This window comes from Streptomyces sp. NPDC023481 (assembly GCF_055560195.1).
In genome coordinates this window covers 1-21,696 of record NZ_JBVHJE010000010.1, presented here as the reverse complement: position 1 = coordinate 21,696, position 21,696 = coordinate 1, and the positions used below count along the sequence as shown (strand labels likewise).

The 21,696-nt window shown below is 70.7% G+C and carries 18 protein-coding genes; 15 read left to right on the top strand and 3 right to left on the bottom strand.

The features are described from left to right. Position 1: 1 nt before the first annotated feature. The 3 genes from secF to ACZ3ZD_RS20160 all read left to right on the top strand — a co-directional run bounded on the left by secF (position 2) and on the right by ACZ3ZD_RS20160 (position 4,434). Positions 2–1,108 (top strand): protein translocase subunit SecF, encoded by a 1,107-nt coding sequence (gene secF / locus ACZ3ZD_RS20170; protein WP_467399055.1) that lies wholly within the window; start codon positions 2–4, stop codon positions 1,106–1,108. Beyond that, entirely contained in the window at positions 1,105–1,644 is a 540-nt protein-coding gene (locus ACZ3ZD_RS20165) for an adenine phosphoribosyltransferase (protein ID WP_467399053.1), read from the top strand. The genes secF and ACZ3ZD_RS20165 overlap by 4 nt, the downstream gene beginning before the upstream one ends. Positions 1,645–1,899: 255 nt before the next feature. After that, positions 1,900–4,434, top strand: coding sequence for a RelA/SpoT family protein (locus ACZ3ZD_RS20160; protein ID WP_467399050.1), 2,535 nt, complete (start codon positions 1,900–1,902; stop codon positions 4,432–4,434). 84 nt (positions 4,435–4,518) lie between these two features. On the opposite strand, the gene ACZ3ZD_RS20155 is transcribed toward ACZ3ZD_RS20160, so the two are convergent. Together ACZ3ZD_RS20155 and ACZ3ZD_RS20150 are read right to left on the bottom strand one after the other, a co-directional pair. After that, a complete protein-coding gene (locus ACZ3ZD_RS20155; RefSeq protein ID WP_467399048.1) occupies positions 4,519–5,748 on the bottom strand; it encodes a DUF349 domain-containing protein in 1,230 nt (409 codons plus the stop codon). 168 nt (positions 5,749–5,916) lie between these two features. Continuing rightward, positions 5,917–6,738, bottom strand: a complete 822-nt coding sequence (locus ACZ3ZD_RS20150; protein ID WP_467399045.1) for a peptidylprolyl isomerase — start codon at positions 6,736–6,738, stop codon at positions 5,917–5,919. Positions 6,739–6,909: 171 nt separating this feature from the next. On the opposite strand from ACZ3ZD_RS20150, the gene ACZ3ZD_RS20145 reads away from it, so the two are divergent. From ACZ3ZD_RS20145 to rpsD, 5 genes are all read left to right on the top strand, one after another. After that, positions 6,910–7,614, top strand: a complete 705-nt coding sequence (locus ACZ3ZD_RS20145) for an MBL fold metallo-hydrolase (RefSeq protein ID WP_467399043.1) — start codon at positions 6,910–6,912, stop codon at positions 7,612–7,614. A gap of 13 nt (positions 7,615–7,627) precedes the next feature. Then, positions 7,628–8,890: a histidine--tRNA ligase gene (gene hisS / locus ACZ3ZD_RS20140; RefSeq protein ID WP_467399041.1), complete on the top strand. Its 1,263-nt coding sequence runs from the start codon at positions 7,628–7,630 to the stop codon at positions 8,888–8,890. Positions 8,891–9,097: 207 nt separating this feature from the next. Next, entirely contained in the window at positions 9,098–9,754 is a 657-nt protein-coding gene (locus ACZ3ZD_RS20135) for a vitamin K epoxide reductase family protein (protein ID WP_467399038.1), read from the top strand. Between the two features lie 89 nt (positions 9,755–9,843). Next, positions 9,844–11,199 (top strand): replication-associated recombination protein A, encoded by a 1,356-nt coding sequence (locus ACZ3ZD_RS20130; RefSeq protein WP_467399035.1) that lies wholly within the window; start codon positions 9,844–9,846, stop codon positions 11,197–11,199. A 302-nt stretch (positions 11,200–11,501) separates the two neighbouring features. After that, complete coding sequence (gene rpsD / locus ACZ3ZD_RS20125) at positions 11,502–12,116, top strand: 30S ribosomal protein S4 (protein WP_066996810.1); 615 nt, start codon at positions 11,502–11,504, stop codon at positions 12,114–12,116. A 21-nt stretch (positions 12,117–12,137) separates the two neighbouring features. On the opposite strand, the gene ACZ3ZD_RS20120 is transcribed toward rpsD, so the two are convergent. Beyond that, positions 12,138–14,309, bottom strand: coding sequence for an ATP-binding protein (locus ACZ3ZD_RS20120; RefSeq protein ID WP_467399032.1), 2,172 nt, complete (start codon positions 14,307–14,309; stop codon positions 12,138–12,140). Between the two features lie 162 nt (positions 14,310–14,471). Here ACZ3ZD_RS20120 and ACZ3ZD_RS20115 point away from each other — a divergent pair, with 162 nt between their 5' ends. The 7 genes from ACZ3ZD_RS20115 to ACZ3ZD_RS20085 all read left to right on the top strand — a co-directional run. Continuing rightward, positions 14,472–14,906 carry a DUF948 domain-containing protein gene (locus ACZ3ZD_RS20115; protein ID WP_467399609.1) on the top strand — a complete coding sequence of 145 codons (435 nt, stop codon included), beginning with the start codon at positions 14,472–14,474 and terminating at the stop codon, positions 14,904–14,906. Between the two features lie 16 nt (positions 14,907–14,922). Beyond that, positions 14,923–15,270: a hypothetical protein gene (locus ACZ3ZD_RS20110; RefSeq protein ID WP_467399030.1), complete on the top strand. Its 348-nt coding sequence runs from the start codon at positions 14,923–14,925 to the stop codon at positions 15,268–15,270. Beyond that, the gene (gene alaS / locus ACZ3ZD_RS20105; RefSeq protein WP_467399028.1) at positions 15,270–17,942 is read left to right on the top strand and encodes an alanine--tRNA ligase; all 2,673 of its coding nucleotides are present in this window, start codon (positions 15,270–15,272) and stop codon (positions 17,940–17,942) included. Before ACZ3ZD_RS20110 ends, alaS begins: the two co-directional genes overlap by 1 nt. A 15-nt stretch (positions 17,943–17,957) precedes the next feature. Continuing rightward, positions 17,958–18,422: a Holliday junction resolvase RuvX gene (gene ruvX, locus ACZ3ZD_RS20100; RefSeq protein ID WP_467399025.1), complete on the top strand. Its 465-nt coding sequence runs from the start codon at positions 17,958–17,960 to the stop codon at positions 18,420–18,422. Positions 18,423–18,544: 122 nt separating this feature from the next. Then, positions 18,545–20,200 (top strand): endolytic transglycosylase MltG, encoded by a 1,656-nt coding sequence (gene mltG / locus ACZ3ZD_RS20095; protein ID WP_467399023.1) that lies wholly within the window; start codon positions 18,545–18,547, stop codon positions 20,198–20,200. Beyond that, entirely contained in the window at positions 20,181–21,020 is an 840-nt protein-coding gene (locus ACZ3ZD_RS20090) for a shikimate dehydrogenase (RefSeq protein ID WP_467399019.1), read from the top strand. The genes mltG and ACZ3ZD_RS20090 overlap by 20 nt, the downstream gene beginning before the upstream one ends. Positions 21,021–21,184: 164 nt before the next feature. Continuing rightward, positions 21,185–21,696: chorismate synthase (locus ACZ3ZD_RS20085; RefSeq protein WP_467399017.1), on the top strand; the 512-nt coding region annotated here is incomplete at its 3' end.

Genomic DNA, 21,696 nt, shown 5'->3' with positions numbered 1-21,696 from the left:
GATGTCGAAACTCGGCAACCTCGGCGCTCGACTGCACCGCGGCGAGATCTCCTACGACTTCGTCGGCAAGCGCAAGATCTGGTACGGCGTCTCGATCCTGATCACCATCACGGCCATCCTCGGCCTGGCGGTGCGCGGCCTGAACATGGGCATCGAGTTCCAGGGCGGCGCGGTCTTCACCACGCCGACCAAGATGAGCACCTCTGTGGCCCAGGCCGAGGCGTACGCCAACGAGGCCTCGGGTCACCAGGCGGTCGTCCAGAAGCTCGGCAACGGCAGCCTGCGCATCCAGATCGCGGGCATCGACACCGGCCAGTCCGACCGGATCAAGCAGGAGCTGGCCAAGGACCTGAACCTCAACCCGGAGAAGCTCGCCGCCGACCTGGTGGGCCCGAGCTGGGGCGAGCAGATCGCCAACAAGGCCTGGGAGGGCCTGGCGATCTTCATGGTTCTGGTCGTGATCTACCTGGCGATCGCGTTCGAGTGGCGCATGGCCATCGCGGCGCTGGTCGCACTGATCCACGACATCACCATCACCACCGGTATCTACGCCCTGGTCGGCTTCGAGGTCACACCCGGTACGGTCATCGGTCTGCTGACCATCCTCGGTTACTCGCTCTACGACACGGTCGTCGTCTTCGACAGCCTGAAGGAGCAGACGAAGGACATCACCAAGCAGACCCGCTGGACGTACAGCGACATCGCCAACCGGTCGATCAACGGCACCCTGGTCCGCTCGATCAACACCACGGTCGTCGCGCTGCTGCCGGTCGCCGGTCTGCTCTTCATCGGCGGCGGCTTCCTCGGCGCGGGCACGCTCAACGACATCTCCCTGTCGCTGTTCGTCGGTCTCGCCGCCGGTGCCTACTCGTCGATCTTCATCGCCACTCCGCTGGTCGCCGACCTCAAGGAGCGCGAGCCGGCGATGAAGGCCCTCACCAAGCGGGTCCTCGCCAAGCGCGCCCAGGCCGGCGCGGAGGAGGACCTCGAGCAGGACCACGGGGCCGGTGACGACGCCGACGAGGCCGCGCCCGCCGTGGTGGGCCCGCGCAACCAGCCCGCGGCCCGTGGCCGGGGCCGCGGCCGTCCCTCGGGGAAGCGCCGATGACCGACATCCAGGAGCTGCTGCTCAGCCGCATCCGCGACGTCGCCGACTACCCGGAACCGGGCGTGATGTTCAAGGACATCACCCCGCTCCTGGCCGACCCGGCGGCCTTCACCGCGCTCACCGACGCGCTGGTCCAGGTCGCCGCGAACACCGGCGCGACCAAGGTCGTCGGCCTGGAGGCCCGGGGCTTCATCCTCGGCGCCCCGGTCGCCGTCCGCGCGGGCCTCGGCTTCATCCCGGTCCGCAAGGCGGGCAAGCTGCCCGGAGCCACCCTGCGCCAGGCGTACGACCTGGAGTACGGCTCGGCGGAGATCGAGGTGCACGCGGAGGACCTGGCGGCCGGCGACCGCGTCCTGATCGTGGACGACGTCCTGGCCACCGGCGGCACCGCGCAGGCCGCGATCCAGCTCATCCACCGTGCCGGCGCGGAAGTGGCAGGCGTCGCGGTGCTCATGGAGCTGGCTTTCCTCGATGCCCGCGTCCGGCTGGAGCCGGTGCTCTCGGGGGCGCCTCTGGAGGCGCTGCTCACCCTCTGAGTCAGACGCATGCGTGTACAGGCACCCCGGACCTCGGGGTGCCTTCGCATGGACGCGAGTGGCCGACCCCCCTGCCGCCGGTCACGCTGCGCCCGCACGTGACAGCGGTACGCGACTGAAGTGAGGTCAGGGGCCCCGAGCCGGGTCCCGGGCGCCTGACGACTGAAGGGCCTTGTCGGTGGTCAGGGTGCGGGGGCCGCTACCATGGATGTCCGGAGCCTGACCGGGGACCCGGATCGCGCACGAGGAGCCCTCTTGCCAGACGAGGCCCAGCACCTGACCGCCGCCAAGCCCGAGCCCGCCTCGGCACCCGCGGCGAAGCCCGCGCCGAGCACTCCGCAGGTGAAGAACGACGCCCGCGGGACGGTCGAGCACGCCCAGTCCGCGCCCGTCGAGAAGAGCGCCGAGTCCTCGCGTCCCAAGCCGGCCCCGCCCGAGCGCCCGGCCCAGCCGCCCGTGGTGCGCCAGCCGGCCGCGCAGCCCGGCCGTACCGGCTCCTCCAACCGCGTCCGGGCTCGCCTCGCCCGCCTCGGCGTCCAGCGCGCGAACCCGTACAACCCGGTCCTGGAGCCGCTGCTGCGGATAGTGCGCAGCAACGACCCCAAGATCGAGAACGCCACGCTGCGCCAGATCGAGCGCGCCTACCAGGTCGCCGAGCGCTGGCACCGCGGCCAGAAGCGCAAGAGCGGCGACCCGTACATCACGCACCCGCTCGCCGTCACCACCATCCTCGCCGAGCTGGGCATGGACCCGGCCACGCTGATGGCCGGGCTGCTGCACGACACCGTCGAGGACACCGAGTACGGCCTGGACCAGCTCCGCCGCGACTTCGGCGACACCGTCGCCCTGCTCGTGGACGGCGTCACCAAGCTGGACAAGGTCAAGTTCGGCGAGGCCGCGCAGGCCGAGACCGTGCGCAAGATGGTCGTAGCCATGGCCAAGGACCCGCGGGTCCTGGTCATCAAGCTCGCCGACCGCCTGCACAACATGCGCACCATGCGCTACCTCAAGCGCGAGAAGCAGGAGAAGAAGGCGCGCGAGACGCTGGAGATCTACGCTCCGCTCGCCCACCGCCTCGGCATGAACACCATCAAGTGGGAGCTGGAGGACCTCGCGTTCGCGATCCTCTACCCCAAGATGTACGACGAAATCGTACGGCTGGTGGCCGAGCGGGCACCGAAGCGTGACGAGTACCTGGCCATAGTGACCGACGAGGTCCAGGCCGACCTGCGCGCCGCCCGCATCAAGGCGACCGTCACCGGCCGCCCGAAGCACTACTACAGCGTCTACCAGAAGATGATCGTCCGCGGCCGCGACTTCGCCGAGATCTACGACCTGGTGGGCATCCGCGTCCTGGTCGACACGGTCCGCGACTGCTACGCCGCCCTCGGCACCGTGCACGCGCGATGGAACCCGGTCCCCGGCCGGTTCAAGGACTACATCGCGATGCCCAAGTTCAACATGTACCAGTCGCTGCACACGACGGTCATCGGCCCCAACGGCAAGCCGGTCGAACTGCAGATCCGCACGTTCGACATGCACCGCCGCGCCGAGTACGGCATCGCCGCGCACTGGAAGTACAAGCAGGAGGCCGTCGCCGGCGCCTCCAAGGTCCGTACCGACGTGCCGAAGGCCGGCAAGAAGGACGACCACCTCAACGACATGGCGTGGCTGCGCCAGTTGCTGGACTGGCAGAAGGAGACGGAGGACCCGGGCGAGTTCCTGGAGTCGCTGCGCTTCGACCTGTCCCGCAACGAGGTCTTCGTCTTCACGCCCAAGGGTGACGTCATCGCGTTGCCGGCCGGTGCCACCCCGGTGGACTTCGCGTACGCCGTCCACACCGAGGTCGGCCACCGCACCATAGGAGCGCGGGTCAACGGCCGTCTCGTACCGCTCGAATCGACCCTGGACAACGGCGACCTGGTGGAGGTCTTCACCTCCAAGGCGGCCGGCGCCGGCCCCTCCCGGGACTGGCTCGGCTTCGTCAAGTCACCGCGGGCCCGCAACAAGATCCGCGCCTGGTTCTCCAAGGAGCGCCGGGACGAGGCGATCGAGCAGGGCAAGGACGCCATCGTGCGGGCCATGCGCAAGCAGAACCTGCCGATCCAGCGGATCCTCACCGGCGACTCGCTGGTCACGCTCGCCCACGAGATGCGCTACTCGGACATCTCCGCGCTGTACGCGGCGATCGGCGAGGGCCATGTCTCGGCGCAGAACATCGTGCAGAAGCTCGTCCAGGCCCTGGGCGGCGAGGAGGCGGCCTCCGAGGAGATCGACGAGACGGTCCCGCCGTCCCGCACCCGTGGCCGCAAGCGCCGCTCCAGCGCCGACCCGGGCGTGGTGGTCAAGGGCGTCGACGACGTGTGGGTCAAGCTGGCCCGGTGCTGTACGCCGGTGCCCGGCGACCCGATCATCGGCTTCGTCACCCGCGGCAGCGGCGTCTCCGTGCACCGCAGCGACTGCGTCAACGTCGACTCGCTGTCCCGCGAGCCCGAGCGCATCCTCGACGTCGAGTGGGCGCCCACCCAGTCCTCGGTCTTCCTGGTCGCCATCCAGGTCGAGGCCCTGGACCGCTCGCGCCTGCTCTCGGACGTCACCCGGGTCCTGTCCGACCAGCACGTCAACATCCTCTCGGCGGCCGTGCAGACGTCCCGCGACCGGGTGGCCACCTCCCGGTTCACCTTCGAGATGGGCGACCCCAAGCACCTCGGCCACGTCCTGAAGGCCGTACGCGGCGTGGAGGGTGTGTACGACGTCTACCGCGTGACCTCCGGACGCACCCGCTCGTAGCGTTGCCGGTCGGGCGCCGCCCGACCGGCACGGAAAAGGCCCCGTACGCGCGTACGGGGCCTTCTCACGCAGCGAGGGGGGATATCAGCCGCCGAACTCGTGCAGGCCCTTCAGAGCCTGGTCCAGCAGCGCCTGACGGCCCTCCAGCTCCTTCTCCAGCTTGTCGGCCCTGGCGTTGTTGCCCTGGGCGCGCGCCTGCTCGATCTGCGCCTTCAGCTTGTCCACGGCGGCCTGGAGCTGGCCGGTCAGACCCTCGGCACGCGCGCGTGCCTCCGGGTTCGTCCGGCGCCACTCGGCCTCCTCGGCCTCCTGGATCGCCCGCTCGACGGTGTGCATCCGGCCCTCGACCTTCGGCCGGGCGTCCCGCGGGACGTGCCCGATGGCCTCCCAGCGCTCGTTGATCGAGCGGAAGGCGGCCCGCGCGGCCTTCAGGTCGCCGACCGGCAGGAGCTTCTCGGCCTCCTCGGCCAGCTCCTCCTTCAGCTTCAGGTTCTCCGACTGCTCCGCGTCCCGTTCGGCGAACACCGAGCTGCGGGCGGCGAAGAACACGTCCTGGGCGCCGCGGAAGCGATTCCACAGGTCGTCCTCGTGCTCGCGCTGTGCGCGGCCCGCGGCCTTCCACTCCGCCATCAGCTCGCGGTACCGGGCGGCCGTCGGCCCCCAGTCCGTCGAACCGGACAGCCCCTCGGCCTCGGCGACCAGCCGCTCCTTGACCCGGCGGGCCTCCTCGCGCTGCGCGTCCAGCTGCGCGAAGTGCGCCTTGCGGCGCTTGGAGAACGCCGAGCGGGCGTGCGAGAAGCGGTGCCACAGCTCGTCGTCGGACTTGCGGTCCAGCCGGGGCAGGCCCTTCCAGGTGTCCACCAGCGCGCGCAGCCGCTCACCGGCCGCCCGCCACTGGTCGGACCGGGCCAGCTGCTCCGCCTCGGCTACCAGGTCCTCCTTGGCCTTGCGGGCCTCGTCGGACTGCTTGGCCCGCTGCGCCTTGCGCTCCTCGCGGCGCGCCTCGACGGTCTCGACCAGCTTGTCCAGCCGTCCGCGCAGGGCGTCCAGGTCGCCGACCGCGTGGTGGGCGTCGACCTGCTCGCGCAGGTGGTCGATGGCGGCCTGGGCGTCCTTCGCCGACAGGTCGGTGGTCCGCACGCGCTTCTCGAGGAGGCCGATCTCGACAACCAGGCCCTCGTACTTGCGCTCGAAGTAGGCCAGCGCCTCCTCGGGGGAGCCGGCCTGCCAGGAACCGACGACCTGCTCGCCGTCGGCCGTACGCACGTACACGGTCCCCGTCTCGTCGACGCGGCCCCACGGGTCGCTGCTCACAGCGCCTCCTCCACATGATGCCTGCGAGGGGCCTGAAGCACCCCCGGGCATCGTCCACAGTTTCGTCACGGCCAACATAGGCGACCAGCGGGTTGCCTGTCCGCATCCAGCGCGACCGAAATTCCGCGGTCGGCCGCCGCCCCCGAGGTCACCGAAGGTCCGGTGACCTCAGGACTTGGCGACCGTCGCCTTGTTGATCACGACCGTCGCGTTCGGCGCTCCGTCACCGGCGCCGGTGCTCTCGCCGGCCGCGGCGATCTTGTTCAGCACCTTCATGCCGGCCGCGTCGATCGTGCCGAACGGGGTGTAGCTCGGCGGCAGCTGGCTGTCCTTGTAGACGAGGAAGAACTGGCTGCCGCCGGTGTGCTTCTGACCGGTGTTGGCCATCGCCACCGTGCCCGCCGGGTAGGTGTTGTTCTTCAGGCTCTTGTCCTTGAGGTTCTCGTCCGGGAGCGTGTAGCCCGGACCGCCCATGCCGGTCCCCTGCGGGTCGCCGCACTGCAGGACGTAGATGTTCTGGGTCGTCAGGCGGTGGCACTTGGTGTGGTCGAAGTAGCCCTTGCCGGCCAGGAAGTCGAACGAGTTCACCGTGTGCGGGGCCGCCGACGTCTTCAGCGCCACCCCGATGTCGCCGCACGTCGTCGCGAGCTTCAGCGTGTACTTCGCCGACGTGTCGATCGTCATCGCCGGCTCCTTCTTCCAGCTCTGCTTCTTCACCGAGCCGGCCGCCGGCTTCGCGCACGGGTCCGGTGCCTTCTTCGTCGGCGTCGGGCTGGGGGTGACCTCGGCGCTCGCGTTGGTCTTCTTGTCGTCGTTCTTGAGCACCCCGGTCGTGTACAGCGCGACACTGCCGATCACGACCACGCCGAGTACCGACGCGATCACGGAGTTGCGTACGCGGGACCTGCGCCGCGCCTGGGTGCGCCGCTGCTGCTGCCGCAAGAACTTCTCCCGGGCGAGCTGACGCCGCCGCTGCTCCTGGCTGACCACCGGGTTCTCTCCTCATGCGTGTCGTGTGTCGGGCGGTACGCGTACGTCCTCGTGAGCCGACCGCTGCGTGTAGCCCCGTACCGTATATGGGTTCGCTGAGGAAACGGCAGCGCCGGTAGGCTCTGAGAGCAGCCGCAGCCGCCTGTGAAACCGACACAACGAAGGACGATCGTGCTCATTGCCGGGTTCCCCGCCGGGGCCTGGGGGACGAACTGTTATCTCGTCGCCCCCGCCGCCGGTGAGAAGTGCGTGATCATCGACCCCGGCCACCAGGCCGCCGAAGGCGTCGAGGAAGCGCTGAGGAAGCATCGGCTCAAGCCCGTCGCCGTCGTCCTGACCCACGGCCACATCGACCACGTGGCCTCGGTCGTCCCCGTCTGCGGGGCGCACGACGTGCCGGCCTGGATCCACCCCGAGGACCGGTACATGATGAGCGACCCCGAGAAGGCGCTCGGCCGTTCCATCGGCATGCCGCTGATGGGCGAGCTGACCGTGGGGGAGCCGGACGACGTCAGGGAGCTGACGAACGGCACGGCCCTGGAGCTGGCGGGCCTGGAGTTCTCCGTTGCGCACGCGCCGGGCCATACCAGGGGGTCGGTGACCTTCCGGATGCCCGAGACCGCCGACGTCCCGTCGGTGTTCTTCTCCGGGGATCTGCTGTTCGCCGGCTCCATCGGACGCACCGATATGCCGGGCGGATCCATGGCGGACATGCTCGACTCGCTGGCCCGTGTGTGCCTGCCGCTCGACGACTCCACCGTGGTGCTGTCCGGACACGGCCCCCAGACGACCATCGGCCAGGAGCGCGCCACCAACCCCTATCTGCGGCAGGTGGCCGCCGGCCAGGGAGCCGAGGCTCCCCGACGAGGAATGTGACGAGAGACCTTCCGTGAGCACCTTCAAGGCCCCCAAGGGCACCTACGACCTGATCCCGCCGGACTCCGCCAAGTACCTCGCGGTCCGCGACGCGATCGCCGCCCCGCTGCGCAACTCCGGTTACGGCTACATCGAGACGCCCGGCTTCGAGAGCGTCGAACTGTTCGCACGCGGAGTCGGCGAGTCCACCGACATCGTGACCAAGGAGATGTACGCCTTCGAGACCAAGGGCGGCGACCGGCTCGCCCTGCGCCCCGAGGGCACCGCCTCCGTGCTGCGCGCGGCCCTGGAGGCCAACCTGCACAAGTCGGGCAACCTCCCGGTCAAGCTCTGGTACTCCGGTTCCTACTACCGCTACGAGCGCCCCCAGAAGGGCCGTTACCGCCACTTCTCCCAGGTCGGTGCCGAGGCGATCGGCGCCGAGGACCCGGCGCTCGACGCCGAGCTGATCATCCTGGCCGACCAGGCATACCGCTCGCTGGGCCTGAGGAACTTCCGCATCCTGCTCAACAGCCTGGGCGACAAGGAGTGCCGCCCGGTGTACCGGAGCGCGCTCCAGGAGTTCCTGCACGGCCTGGACCTGGACGAGGACACCCGCCGGCGCGTCGACATCAACCCGCTGCGGGTCCTCGACGACAAGCGCGAGTCGGTCCAGAAGCAGCTCACGGGCGCCCCGCTGCTGCGCGACTACCTGTGCGACGCCTGCAAGGCGTACCACGAGGAGGTCCGCGAGCTGATCACGGCGGCCGGTGTCGCCTTCGAGGACGACCCGAAGCTGGTGCGCGGCCTGGACTACTACACCCGCACCACCTTCGAGTTCGTGCACGACGGCCTGGGCTCGCAGTCCGCCGTGGGCGGCGGCGGCCGGTACGACGGCCTGTCCGAGATGATCGGCGGCCCCGCGCTGCCGTCGGTCGGCTGGGCCCTGGGCGTCGACCGCACGGTCCTCGCGCTGGAGGCCGAGGGTGTGCGGCTCGACATCCCGTCCGCCACGTCGGTCTACGCCGTACCGCTCGGCGAGGAGGCCCGCCGGGTGCTGTTCGGGAAGATCACCGACCTGCGCAAGGTGGGCATCGCGGCGGACTTCGCGTACGGCGGCAAGGGCCTGAAGGGCGCCATGAAGAACGCCAACCGCTCGGGCGCCCGGTACACGATCGTCGCCGGCGAGCGCGACCTCGCCGAGGGCGTCGTCCAGCTCAAGGACATGGAGTCCGGCGAGCAGACGGCGATCGGCGTCAACGAGATCGTCGCGGAGCTGGAGTCCCGGCTCGGCTGATCCGCACGCGCGCGTGGGCGCCGGACGCTCCCCGAGGGGGCGTCCGGCGCCCCTGTGTTTCCGGCCGGCCGGCTCTGTCCGGAACCGGACCGAGGCACGCGTCGTACGTACATCCTTATGCGGAGCGAACGGTGCGCACACACGCGCGTGCGGCACAATGACCCCTGCCCGAAGATGTTCCGACTCTCAAGTGACGGAATCGGCGTGATGAGCAAGACGACAGTCAAAGACGTCTCCGCGGAGCCCGGTCCGGAGCGCGCCGCCGACGCCCCGCGCGCGGTGGGCGGCAGCCGGGCCTTCGCCCTCCTGCTGGTGATCACCGGCGCGGCCGGACTGCTGGCCGCCTGGGTCATCACGATCGACAAGTTCAAGCTGCTGGAAGCCAAGGTCGCCGGCCGGTCGTTCACCCCCGGGTGCAGCCTGAACCCGGTGGTCTCCTGCGGCAGCGTCATGGAGAGCAAGCAGGCCGCCGTCTTCGGCTTCCCCAACCCGATGCTCGGCCTGGTCGCCTACGGCATCGTCGTCTGCGTCGGCATGAGCCTGCTGGCCCGCGCCCGCTTCCCGCGCTGGTACTGGCTGACCTTCAACCTCGGCACGCTGTTCGGCGTGGCCTTCTGCACCTGGCTGCAGTTCCAGTCCCTGTACCGGATCAACGCGCTGTGCCTGTGGTGCTCGCTGGCCTGGGTCGCCACGATCACCATGTTCTGGTACGTCACCTCGTTCAACGTCCGCAACGGATTCCTGCCGTCCCCGCGCCCGCTGAAGACCTTCGCCGGCGAGTTCACCTGGGTGCTCCCGGTCCTGCACGTCGGCGTCATCGGCATGCTGGTCCTCACCCGATGGTGGGACTTCTGGACCAGCTGACGGACCGGCTGACGGGTCGGCCCACGGGCCGGGAGGGACCGGCCGGCGGCCCGGACCCGATTGTCAGTGCGGTGTTCTAGGGTTTCAGCGTGGAACCCGACCTCTTCACCGCAGCAGCAGAAGAACGCCAGGAGAAGGACCCGGCGGCCAGCCCCCTGGCGGTGCGCATGCGCCCGCGTACACTCGACGAGGTCGTGGGCCAGCAGCACCTGCTCACCCCCGGCTCCCCACTGCGCCGGCTGGTCGGCGAGGGCAACGGCGGCCCCGCCGGCCCGTCCTCGGTGATCCTGTGGGGCCCGCCCGGCACCGGCAAGACCACCCTGGCGTACGTCGTGTCCAAGGCGACGAACAAGCGGTTCGTGGAACTGTCCGCGATCACGGCCGGCGTCAAGGAGGTCCGCGCCGTCATCGACGGCGCCCGCCGCGCCACCGGCGGCTTCGGCAAGGAGACCGTCCTCTTCCTGGACGAGATCCACCGCTTCAGCAAGGCACAGCAGGACTCCCTGCTGCCGGCCGTGGAGAACCGCTGGGTGACCCTGATCGCGGCCACCACGGAGAACCCCTACTTCTCGGTGATCTCCCCACTGCTCTCCCGCTCGCTGCTGCTCACCCTCGAACCGCTCACCGACGACGACATCCGGGGCCTGCTGCGGCGCGCGCTGAGCGACGAACGCGGCCTGAAGGGCGCCGTCGGCCTCCCCGAGGACACCGAGGCGCACCTGCTGCGGATCGCCGGCGGCGACGCCCGGCGCGCCCTGACCGCCCTGGAGGCCGCCGCCGGAGCCGCCCTGGACCAGGGCGAGAGCGAGATCGGCCTGCGGACGCTGGAGCGGACCGTCGACCGGGCCGCCGTGAAGTACGACCGCGACGGCGACCAGCACTACGACGTCGCCAGCGCCCTCATCAAGTCCATCCGCGGCTCCGACGTGGACGCCGCCCTGCACTACCTGGCCCGCATGATCGAGGCCGGCGAGGACCCCCGGTTCATCGCCCGCCGCCTGATGATCTCCGCCAGCGAGGACATCGGCCTGGCCGACCCCAACGCCCTGCCGATCGCGGTCGCCGCCGCCCAGGCCGTCGCCATGATCGGCTTCCCGGAGGCCGCCCTCACCCTCAGCCACGCCACCATCGCCCTGGCCCTCGCGCCCAAGTCCAACTCCGCGACCACCGCGATCGGCGCCGCCCTGGACGACGTACGCAAGGGCCTGGCCGGCCCGGTGCCGCGGCATCTGCGTGACGGGCACTACCAGGGCGCCGCCAAACTCGGCCACGCCCAGGGGTACGTGTACCCGCACGACCTGCCCGAGGGCATCGCCGAGCAGCAGTACGCCCCGGACGCCCTGAAGGACCGCGAGTACTACGCGCCGGGCCGGCACGGCGCCGAGGCCAGATACGCGGACGCCGTGGAGTGGACCCGCGCCCACCTCGGTCGCAAGCGGTCCTGAGCACCCTGTAGACTGCCCCGAAGTGCTGAGTCCCGTGCTGTCAGAGCGGGACGGCCAGCCGGACGTCCAGTCCCTCGCGGACGGACTCCAGGAGCGTCGCGCACCGTCGAACGGTGTCGCGGGCAGCCCACCACCACCCGCACCGCCGGGACGGTCGGTGGGCCACTCGCGTGCTGCACGTATGTGCCCAGACCAGGGAAGCGGCTGCCCGACAGGTCCCCTGTGGACCCGGCGGGTTTTCCCGGCTGCGAATGCGACCTCCCCATGACCTGACAAGCCGGAAACTAGGAAATGAGACAAGAGTGGCGAACCAGTCCCGCCCCAAGGTCAAGAAGTCGCGTGCCCTCGGTATCGCGCTGACCCCGAAGGCCGTCAAGTACTTCGAGGCCCGCCCCTACCCGCCGGGTGAGCACGGCCGTGGCCGCAAGCAGAACTCGGACTACAAGGTCCGTCTGCTGGAGAAGCAGCGTCTGCGCGCGCAGTACGACGTGTCCGAGCGCCAGCTCGTCCGCGCCTACGAGCGTGCCTCCAAGGTCCAGGGCAAGACCGGTGAGGCCCTGATCATCGAGCTGGAGCGCCGTCTCGACGCCCTGGTCCTGCGTTCGGGCATCGCCCGCACCATCTACCAGGCCCGCCAGATGGTCGTCCACGGCCACATCCAGGTCAACGGCCAGAAGGTCGACAAGCCGTCCTTCCGTGTCCGCCCGGACGACGTCGTGCAGGTCCGCGACCGCTCCAAGGACAAGACGCTCTTCCAGATCGCCCGTGAGGGTGGCTTCGCCCCCGACGGCGAGACCCCGCGCTACCTGCAGGTGAACCTCAAGGCCCTGGCGTTCCGCCTGGACCGCGAGCCGAACCGCAAGGAGATCCCGGTGATCTGCGACGAGCAGCTCGTCGTCGAGTACTACGCCCGCTGATCCCAGCCCCGGCGCAGCACCTCAGCCCGCCGTCTCCCCGCCCTTCCGGGTGGGCGAGGCGGCGGGTTCGCGCTGTCCGGAGCGGGTGTGCGGCACCGGCCCCCGGGGCGTGGGCAGCGCCGGCAGCGGCCGGACGTCGTCGCTGAGCGCCCGGGCCACCGCCGTCTCCCGGTCCAGCCGCGCCCCCCGGTGCACCCACTCCTCGTACCGCTCGTCGCCCAGCGCCTCCCGGGCCGTCGCCTCGCACAGCTCGTGCGGGGCGTTGTAGTACGCCGAACCGAACAGCGGCAGTCCGACCGAGGGCCACATCCGCCCGGCGGCGCCCTGGAGCACCGCCGCCTCCACCGCGTCGCCCCGCGTCACCGTCACCAGGGCCAGCAGCTCGATCGACAGCACCGTCCCGAGCAGGTCGCGGAAGATGTGCGCGTTGTCCAGGCACTCCGCGAGCAACTCCCGCGCGCGGCCCGGATCGCCGCCCTGCCAGGCCGCGTACGCCAGCACGTACAGCGCGTACGACCGCGCCCAGCGCTCCCCGTGGTCCTCGCACACCCGGCGCACGTCCTCGCACAACCGCACCGCGTCCGCCAGGTCCCCCTGGAACGCCCGCGCCATCGCCAGCTCCACCTGACCCATCAGGACGTTGCTGTTCAGCTCGCCGATCTCCTGGTAGCGCTCCAGCGCCGACCGCAGCAGCGTCTCCGCGCGGGCCATGTCGTCGGAGACCAGGGCCAGACAGCCGGTGCGGTGCTCGGCGTACGCCACCGCCGCCGGGTCGGCCGACCGCTCCGCCTGCTCCCGGCAGGCGTGCAGCGCCTTGAGCGCCGGTACGGTGTCGCCCTGCAGGATCGCCACGTAGCCGAGCACCCACAGCGCCTTCAGCCGGGACTGCTCGTACTCCGAGTCCAGCTCCACGCTGCGCTCCAGCCAGCGCCGCCCCTCCATCAGCCGGCCGCAGCCCACCCAGCAGAACCACAGCGAGCCCGCCAGGTGCTGGCCCAGATGCGCCTCCTCCGGCTCGGTCAGGCAGAACTCCAACGCCGCCCGCAGGTTCGACAGCTCGGCGTCGACCCGCGCGGCCACCTCACGCTGCCGGGGCGAGAACCACTCCAGCTCGCACCAGGTCGCCAGGCCCAGGTACCAGTCCCGGTGCCGTCTGCGCAGCCGGCCCGCGTCCCCCGTCGCCTCCAGCCACCCGGCGCCGTAGGCCCGGACGGTGTCCAGCATCCGGTAGCGGGGGCCCGCCGGGGTCTCCTCGCGGGAGACGACCGACTGGGCGAGCAGCTCCGACAGCACGTCCAGGACGTCCTCGGCGGCCAGCCCGTCACCGCTGCACACGTACTCGGCCGCCTCCAGGTCGAAGGTCCCCGCGAACGCCGACAGCCGTGCCCACAGGAGCCGTTCGGCCGGCGTGCACAGCTCGTGGCTCCAGCCGATCGCCGTGCGCAGCGTCTGGTGCCGGGGCAGGACGTCCCGGCCGCCGCCGGTCAGCAGCCGGAACCGGTCGTCGAGCCGTTGCAGCAGCTGCGCCGGGGACAGCGCCCGCAGCCGCCCGGCCGCCAGCTCCAGCGCCAGCGGCAGCCCCTCCAGCCGCCGGCACAGCTCCCGCACCTCGGTGTCGTCGGCCACCGGCACCCCGTGCGTTCGCGCCCGGTCCGTGAACAGCTCCACCGCCTCGTCCTCGCCGAGCGGCGCCAGCGGGAACAGCCGCTCGCCCGCGAGGCCGAGCGGACGCCGGCCCACGGCCAGCACGCGCAGCTCCGGCAGGGTGCGCAGCAGCTCCGCCGTCAGCTCGGCGCAGGCGCTCACCAGGTGCTCGAACCCGTCCAGCACCAGCAGCGCCGGCCGGCCCGCCAGGTGCTCCAGCAGCGCTTCCCGGGGCAGACGGGCGGTGTGGTCGGTCAGCCCCAGCGCCTCCACGACCGCGTACTCCACGAACTGCGGGTCCCGCACGGGCGACAGCTCCACCCGCCCCCAGCCCGGCCCGCCCGGCGCCCCGGCGCCGGCCCAGCGGGCCGCCGCCCGCGCGGCCAGCCGGGACTTGCCGACCCCGCCCACCCCGGTCACGGTCAGCAGTCGTGTCCGGCCGAGCGCCGCCGTCAGCTCGGTCAGCTCGGCCGAGCGCCCGACGAAGGCGGTGAGTTCGACGGGCGGCTCGCCGTCCGTCCAGGAGCCGGGACTGTGAGGACCTCGCATGGGACACGGAGCGTACTGAACCGTGTTCAATGCGTACAGCCGCTTCCCTTAACTCCGCTCGCCCCGCCCGGTAATCGGGTACGGAGCCGCGGCCCCGGCGCGATAGGCTCGGGGCACTGCTTTTTCATGGTTCGGATGTTCAGAGCACGTTTCAGGGAGCGGGTGCGCACAGTGTCCGGTGGTGAGGTGGCCGGGATCCTGGTGGCCGTCTTCTGGGCGATCCTGGTCTCCTTCCTCGCGGTCGCACTGGCGAGGCTGGCCCAGACGCTCAAGGCGACCACCAAGCTCGTCGCGGACGTGACCGACCAGGCGGTGCCGCTGCTCGCCGACGCCTCCGAGGCCGTGCGCTCGGCGCAGACCCAGATCGACCGCGTCGACGCGATCGCCTCCGACGTCCAGGAGGTCACGTCGAACGCCTCCGCGCTGTCCACCACCGTCGCCTCCACCTTCGGCGGCCCCCTGGTGAAGGTCGCGGCCTTCGGCTACGGCGTACGCCGGGCGCTCGGCGGACGCAAGGAGGACGTGCCCGGCACGTCGCCCCGGCGTACCGTGATCGTGGGCCGGACCGTCCCCGCCGCACGACGCAAGCGGAAGTAAGGACTGAGACCGAGCGATGTTCCGTCGTACGTTCTGGTTCACCACCGGTGTCGCCGCCGGTGTGTGGGCCACCACCAAGGTCAACCGCAAGCTGCGGCAACTGACCCCGGAGAGCCTCGCCGCCACCGCGGCGAACAAGGCCCTGGAGACCGGTCAGCGGCTGAAGGACCGCGCGGTCGGCTTCGCGCTCGACGTCCGCGACAACATGGCCCAGCGGGAGGCCGAGCTGGAGGAGGCCCTCGGCATCCAGGACAGCCCGGAACTCGCGGCGCCCCGGCGGTACGCCGCCATCGAGAACAACCGCAGCAACCCGAAGTACGTCGAGAACACGACGTACTCGTACAACCGGAATGAGGACCACTGATGGAGTCGGCCGAGATTCGCCGCCGCTGGCTGAGCTTCTTCGAGGAGCGCGGGCACACCGTCGTCCCTTCGGCGTCGCTCATCGCGGACGACCCGACTCTGCTCCTCGTCCCCGCCGGCATGGTGCCCTTCAAGCCCTACTTCCTGGGTGAGGTCAAGCCCCCGTTCCCGCGCGCCACCAGCGTGCAGAAGTGCGTGCGCACCCCCGACATCGAAGAGGTCGGCAAGACCACCCGCCACGGCACGTTCTTCCAGATGTGCGGCAACTTCTCCTTCGGCGACTACTTCAAGGAAGGCGCCATCGGTTACGCCTGGGAGCTGCTCACCACGCCCCAGGACAAGGGCGGTTACGGCCTCGACCCCGAACGTCTGTGGATCACCGTCTACAAGGACGACGACGAGGCCGAGCGCATCTGGCACGAGGTCGTCGGCGTGCCCAAGGAGCGCATCCAGCGCCTGGGCATGAAGGACAACTACTGGTCCATGGGCGTCCCCGGCCCCTGCGGTCCCTGCTCCGAGATCAACTACGACCGCGGCCCCGAGTTCGGCGTCGAGGGCGGCCCGGCCGTCAACGACGAGCGGTACGTGGAGATCTGGAACCTCGTCTTCATGCAGTACGAGCGGGGCGAGGGCATCGGCAAGGACAACTTCGAGATCCTCGGGGACCTGCCGAGCAAGAACATCGACACGGGCCTCGGCCTGGAGCGGCTCGCCATGATTCTGCAGGGCGTGCAGAACATGTACGAGATCGACACCTCCATGGCCGTCATCGACAAGGCCACCGAGCTGACCGGCGTGCGCTACGGCGACGCCCACGCCTCGGACGTCTCCCTGCGCGTGGTCACCGACCACATGCGCACCGCCACCATGCTCATCGGTGACGGCGTCACCCCCGGCAACGAGGGCCGCGGGTACGTGCTGCGCCGCATCATGCGCCGCGCCATCCGCAACATGCGCCTGCTCGGCGCCACCGGCCCGGTCGTCAGGGAACTGATCGACACCGTCATCCGGATGATGGGCCAGCAGTACCCGGAGCTGATCACCGACCGCGAGCGCATCGAGAAGGTCGCCCTCGCCGAGGAGAACGCCTTCCTGAAGACGCTGAAGGCCGGCACCACCATCCTCGACAACGCCGTCAGCGAGACCAAGGCCTCGGGCTCGGCCGTGCTCCCCGGCGACAAGGCGTTCCTGCTCCACGACACCTGGGGCTTCCCGATCGACCTCACCCTGGAGATGGCCGCCGAGCAGGGGCTGTCCGTGGACGAGGAGGGCTTCCGCCGCCTGATGAAGGAGCAGCGGGAGCGCGCCAAGGCCGACGCCCAGGCCAAGAAGACCGGCCACGCCGACCTCGGTGCCTACCGCGAGATCGCCGACGCCGCCGGCGAGACCGACTTCATCGGCTACACCGACACCGAGGGCGAGTCCACGATCGTCGGCATCCTGGTCGACGGCGCCTCCTCCCCGGCCGCCACCGAGGGCGACGAGGTCGAGGTCGTCCTGGACCGCACCCCGTTCTACGCCGAGGGCGGCGGCCAGATCGGCGACACCGGAAGGATCAGGGTCGACTCCGGTGCCGTCATCGAGGTCCGCGACTGCCAGAAGCCGGTCCCGGGGGTGTACGTCCACAAGGGCGTCGTCCAGGTCGGCGAGGTGACGGTCGGCGCCAAGGCCCACGCCTCCATCGACGCCCGCCGCCGTACGGCCATCGCCCGCGCCCACTCGGCCACCCACCTCACCCACCAGGCCCTGCGCGACGCCCTCGGCCCGACGGCCGCCCAGGCCGGCTCCGAGAACCAGCCGGGCCGCTTCCGCTTCGACTTCGGTTCCCCCTCGGCCGTGCCGACGGCCGTGATGACCGACGTCGAGCAGAAGATCAACGAGGTGCTGAGCCGCGACCTCGACGTGCAGGCCGAGGTCATGGGCATCGACGAGGCCAGGAAGCAGGGCGCCATCGCCGAGTTCGGCGAGAAGTACGGCGAGCGGGTGCGCGTCGTGACCATCGGCGACTTCTCCAAGGAGCTGTGCGGCGGCACGCACGTGCACAACACCGCCCAGCTGGGCCTGGTGAAGTTGCTCGGCGAGTCCTCCATCGGCTCGGGTGTCCGCCGTATCGAGGCCCTCGTCGGTGTGGACGCCTACCACTTCCTCGCCCGTGAGCACACGGTCGTCAACCAGCTGACCGAGCTGCTCAAGGGGCGCCCGGAGGAGCTGCCGGAGAAGGTCTCCTCGATGCTCGGCAAGCTGAAGGACGCCGAGAAGGAGATCGAGAAGTTCCGCGCCGAGAAGGTCCTCCAGGCCGCCGCCGGTCTTGCCGGGTCCGCCAAGGACGTGCGGGGCGTCGCCCTCGTCACCGGCCAGGTCCCGGACGGCACCACCCCGGACGACCTGCGCAAGCTGGTCCTCGACGTGCGCGGCCGCATCCAGGGCGGGCGGGCCGCCGTGGTGGCCCTCTTCACGGTGAACAACGGCAAGCCGCTCACGGTCATCGCCACCAACGACGCCGCTCGCGAGCGCGGTCTGAAGGCCGGTGACCTGGTGCGTACGGCCGCCAAGACGCTCGGCGGCGGCGGTGGCGGCAAGCCGGACGTCGCCCAGGGCGGCGGCCAGAACCCGGCCGCCGTCGGCGAGGCTGTCGACGCCGTCGAGCGCCTGGTCGCCGAGACCGCGAAGTAGGGAACGGTCACCGACATGCGCAGAGGACGTCGGCTCGCGATCGACGTCGGGGACGCCCGGATCGGGGTCGCCTCGTGCGACCCCGACGGGATTCTCGCCACCCCGGTGGAGACCGTCCCCGGCCGGGACATCCCCGCCGCCCACCGCCGGTTGCGGCAACTGGTGGCGGAGTACGAACCGATCGAGGTCGTCGTCGGCCTCCCCCGCTCCCTCAAGGGGGGCGAGGGGCCGGCCGCGGTCAAGGTCCGCGCTTTCGCCCAGGAGCTGGCCAAGGGCGTCAGGCCGGTGCCGGTGCGGCTGGTGGACGAGCGGATGACGACGGTGACGGCCAGTCAGGGACTGCGCGCCTCGGGCGTGAAGTCGAAGAAGGGCCGCGCGGTCATCGACCAGGCCGCCGCCGTCATCATTTTGCAGCAGGCCCTGGAATCCGAACGGGTGTCAGGTAATCCACCCGGTGAAGGCGTCGAAGTGGTCATCTGATCGCGATACGGTAACGTTCCGCGCGATGCGCCGGTGTTCGAACAGCCGGGGCACAGCAAGAGGCGGAACGGAAGCCGACCCACCGGCCGCGTGACCGTCGGCCTCGCGGCTCTAGGGGATCGATGACTGAGTATGGCCGGGGCCAAGGCTCCGAACCGTGGCATCCGGAGGACCCGTTGTACGGGGACGGCGGATGGGGTGGACAGCAGGCCCACGCGGGTCGGCAGTCCCCTTACGACGGCCGGTCCCAGCACCATGCGCAGGCGTCGCAGTACGGCGACTGGAGCCAGGAGCAGCAGCCCGGGTACGACGGGCAGCAGCACGTGTACCCGGACGGATCCGGTCAGCAGCAGTACGACCAGTCGTTCCAGGGGCAGCAGCAGCAGTTCCCCCAGGGTGGCTGGGACGCGACCGGCACCCACGGCCAGGTGCCGTACGCGGCCGACCCCGGCGACCCGTACGGCCAGCAGGCCGTGGCCTACGGCGCGGAGCAGCCCGACTTCTATCCCACCGAGGACGCCTACCCGCCGCCGGAGCCGCCCGGCCGCAGGCGCCCCGAGCCGGAACCGGAACCGGAGACGGCGGACGAGGAGGAGCACGCCTTCCTCGCCGGGGGCGGCGAGGAGGACGACGAGGAGCACGAGCTGCAGAGCCGGCGGGAGCGGCGCGGCAAGGGCAGGAAACCCGTCAAGAGCAAGAAGCGGCGCACCGGCTGCGCCTGCATGGTGGTCGTCCTGGTGTTCGGCGGCGGCCTCGCGGGGATCGGGTATTTCGGCTACCAGTTCTACCAAAATCGTTTCGGCACTGCTCCGGACTTCGCGGGCGACGGCGTCAGCCAGACGGTGACCGTCGAGATCCCGAAGGGCGCGGGCGGCTGGGAGATCGGCCGCCGGCTGAAGGAGGCCGGGGTCGTCAAGAGTGCCGAGGCTTTCGTGCACGCCCAGACCAGCACTCCGGGCGCCGACGGAATCCAGGCCGGCGCGTATCTCCTGAAAAAGGAGATGTCCGCCGCCAGCGCGGTCCGGCTCATGATGGACCCGCGCAGCCAGAACAATGTGGTCGTCACCCCGGGCGAACGCAATTCGGGTGTGTACGCGGCCATCGACAAGAAACTCGAACTGTCCAAGGGCGCCACGAAGAAGGTCGCCGACCAGCAGTACAAGAGCCTCGGCCTGCCGGCCTGGACGCGCAACAACGCCGAACTCAAGGATCCGCTGGAGGGCTTCCTCTTCCCGGGCACCTATCCGGCCGCCAAGGGCATGAAGCCCGAGGCCGTCCTGAAACAGATGGTCGCCCAGGCCAAGCAGAAGTACGCCGCCTACGGCCTCACCGAGAAGGCGAGGGCGCTCGGCCTGGACAACGCGTTCCAGCTCGTCACGGTCGCGAGCCTGGTCCAGGCGGAGGGCAAGACCCACGAGGACTTCCGCAAGATGGCGGAGGTGGTCTACAACCGCCTGAAGCCCACCAACACCGAGACCAACCGGCTGCTGCAGTTCGACTCGACCTACAACTACCTCAAGGGCACGAGCAACATCCATATCTCCGAGAAGGAGATCAACAGCAACCCGAGCCCGTACAACACCTACCGTCACCCCGGACTTCCGCCCGGCCCGATCGGCAACCCCGGCGAGGACGCGCTGAAGGCGACCCTGAATCCGACCCACGACGGCTGGATCTATTTCGTGGCGACCGACGGGACCAACAACACCGAGTTCGCCAAGACCTACGCGGAATTCCTCGAGCTCAAGGACAAGTTCAATGCCAACGCGGGCAACTGACGGCCGTCGTGCCGCCGTGCTCGGTTCGCCGATCGCCCACTCCCTCTCCCCGGTGCTGCACCGGGCCGCGTACGAGGCGGCCGGTCTCACCGGCTGGTCGTACGACAGCTTCGACGTCGACGAGGCCGCCCTGCCCGGCTTCCTGGACGGGCTCGGCCCGCAGTGGGCCGGGCTGTCGCTGACCATGCCGCTGAAGCGGGCGGTCATCCCGCTGCTGGACGAGATCAGCGACACGGCCGCCTCGGTCGACGCCGTCAACACGCTCGTCCTCACCGAGGACGGACGCCGGCTCGGCGACAACACCGACATCCCGGGCATGGTGGCCGCCCTGCGCGAGCACGGCATCGAACAGGTCGACTCCGCCGCGATCCTCGGCGCCGGCGCCACCGCCTCCTCCGCGCTCGCCGCGCTGGCCCGGGTCTGCACCGGGGAGGTCGTCGCCTACGTCCGCAGCGAGGCCCGCGCCGCCGAGATGCGGCAGTGGGGCGAACGCCTCGACGTGGAGGTCCGTACGGCCTCCTGGTCGGATGCGGCCGAGGCGCTGCGCTCCCCGCTGGTGATCGCCACCACGCCCGCCGGCACCACCGACGCCCTCGCCACCGCCGTACCCGAACGCCCCGCCACCCTCTTCGACGTGCTCTACGAACCCTGGCCCACCGAGCTGGCGGCCCGCTGGTCCATGTTCGGCGGCGCCGTGGTCAGCGGCCTGGACCTGCTGGTCCACCAGGCTGTACTCCAGTTCGAGCAGATGACCGGGCACATCCCGGGCCCGCTGGAGGCCATGCGGCACGCCGGCGAGAAGGCGCTCGCGGCCCGCTGACGTCCGCGCACGCGTCCGCCTGCTGGACCGGCGGCCGGTTCCCGGCCCCGGACGTGGGAGGATCGGAGGTGGCGTACCGGGGTCGCGCACCCGGTGACGCCGTCGCCGTACGCGAGGACGCGCGTGCGCAGGGCAGTACCGGGCGCGAGCACTGAGGAGCACCGTTGAGCAGGCTGCGTTGGCTGACCGCGGGGGAGTCCCACGGTCCCGCACTCGTCGCGACGCTGGAGGGTCTTCCCGCCGGCGTGCCGATCACCACGGACATGGTGGCGGACCACCTGGCGCGGCGGCGGCTCGGCTATGGCCGTGGTGCCCGCATGAAGTTCGAGCGGGACGAGGTCACCTTCCTGGGTGGTGTCCGGCACGGTCTGACGCTCGGTTCCCCGGTGGCGATCATGGTGGGCAACACCGAGTGGCCGAAGTGGGACCAGGTCATGGCGGCCGACCCGGTCGACCCCGAGGTGCTCGCCGACCTGGCCCGCAACGCGCCCCTGACCCGCCCCCGTCCCGGCCACGCCGACCTTGCGGGCATGCAGAAGTACGGCTTCGACGAGGCCCGCCCGATCCTGGAGCGCGCCTCAGCCCGGGAGACGGCGGCCCGGGTCGCGCTGGGCGCGGTCGCCCGGTCGTACCTGAAGGAGACGGCCGGCATCGAGATCGTCTCCCACGTGGTGGA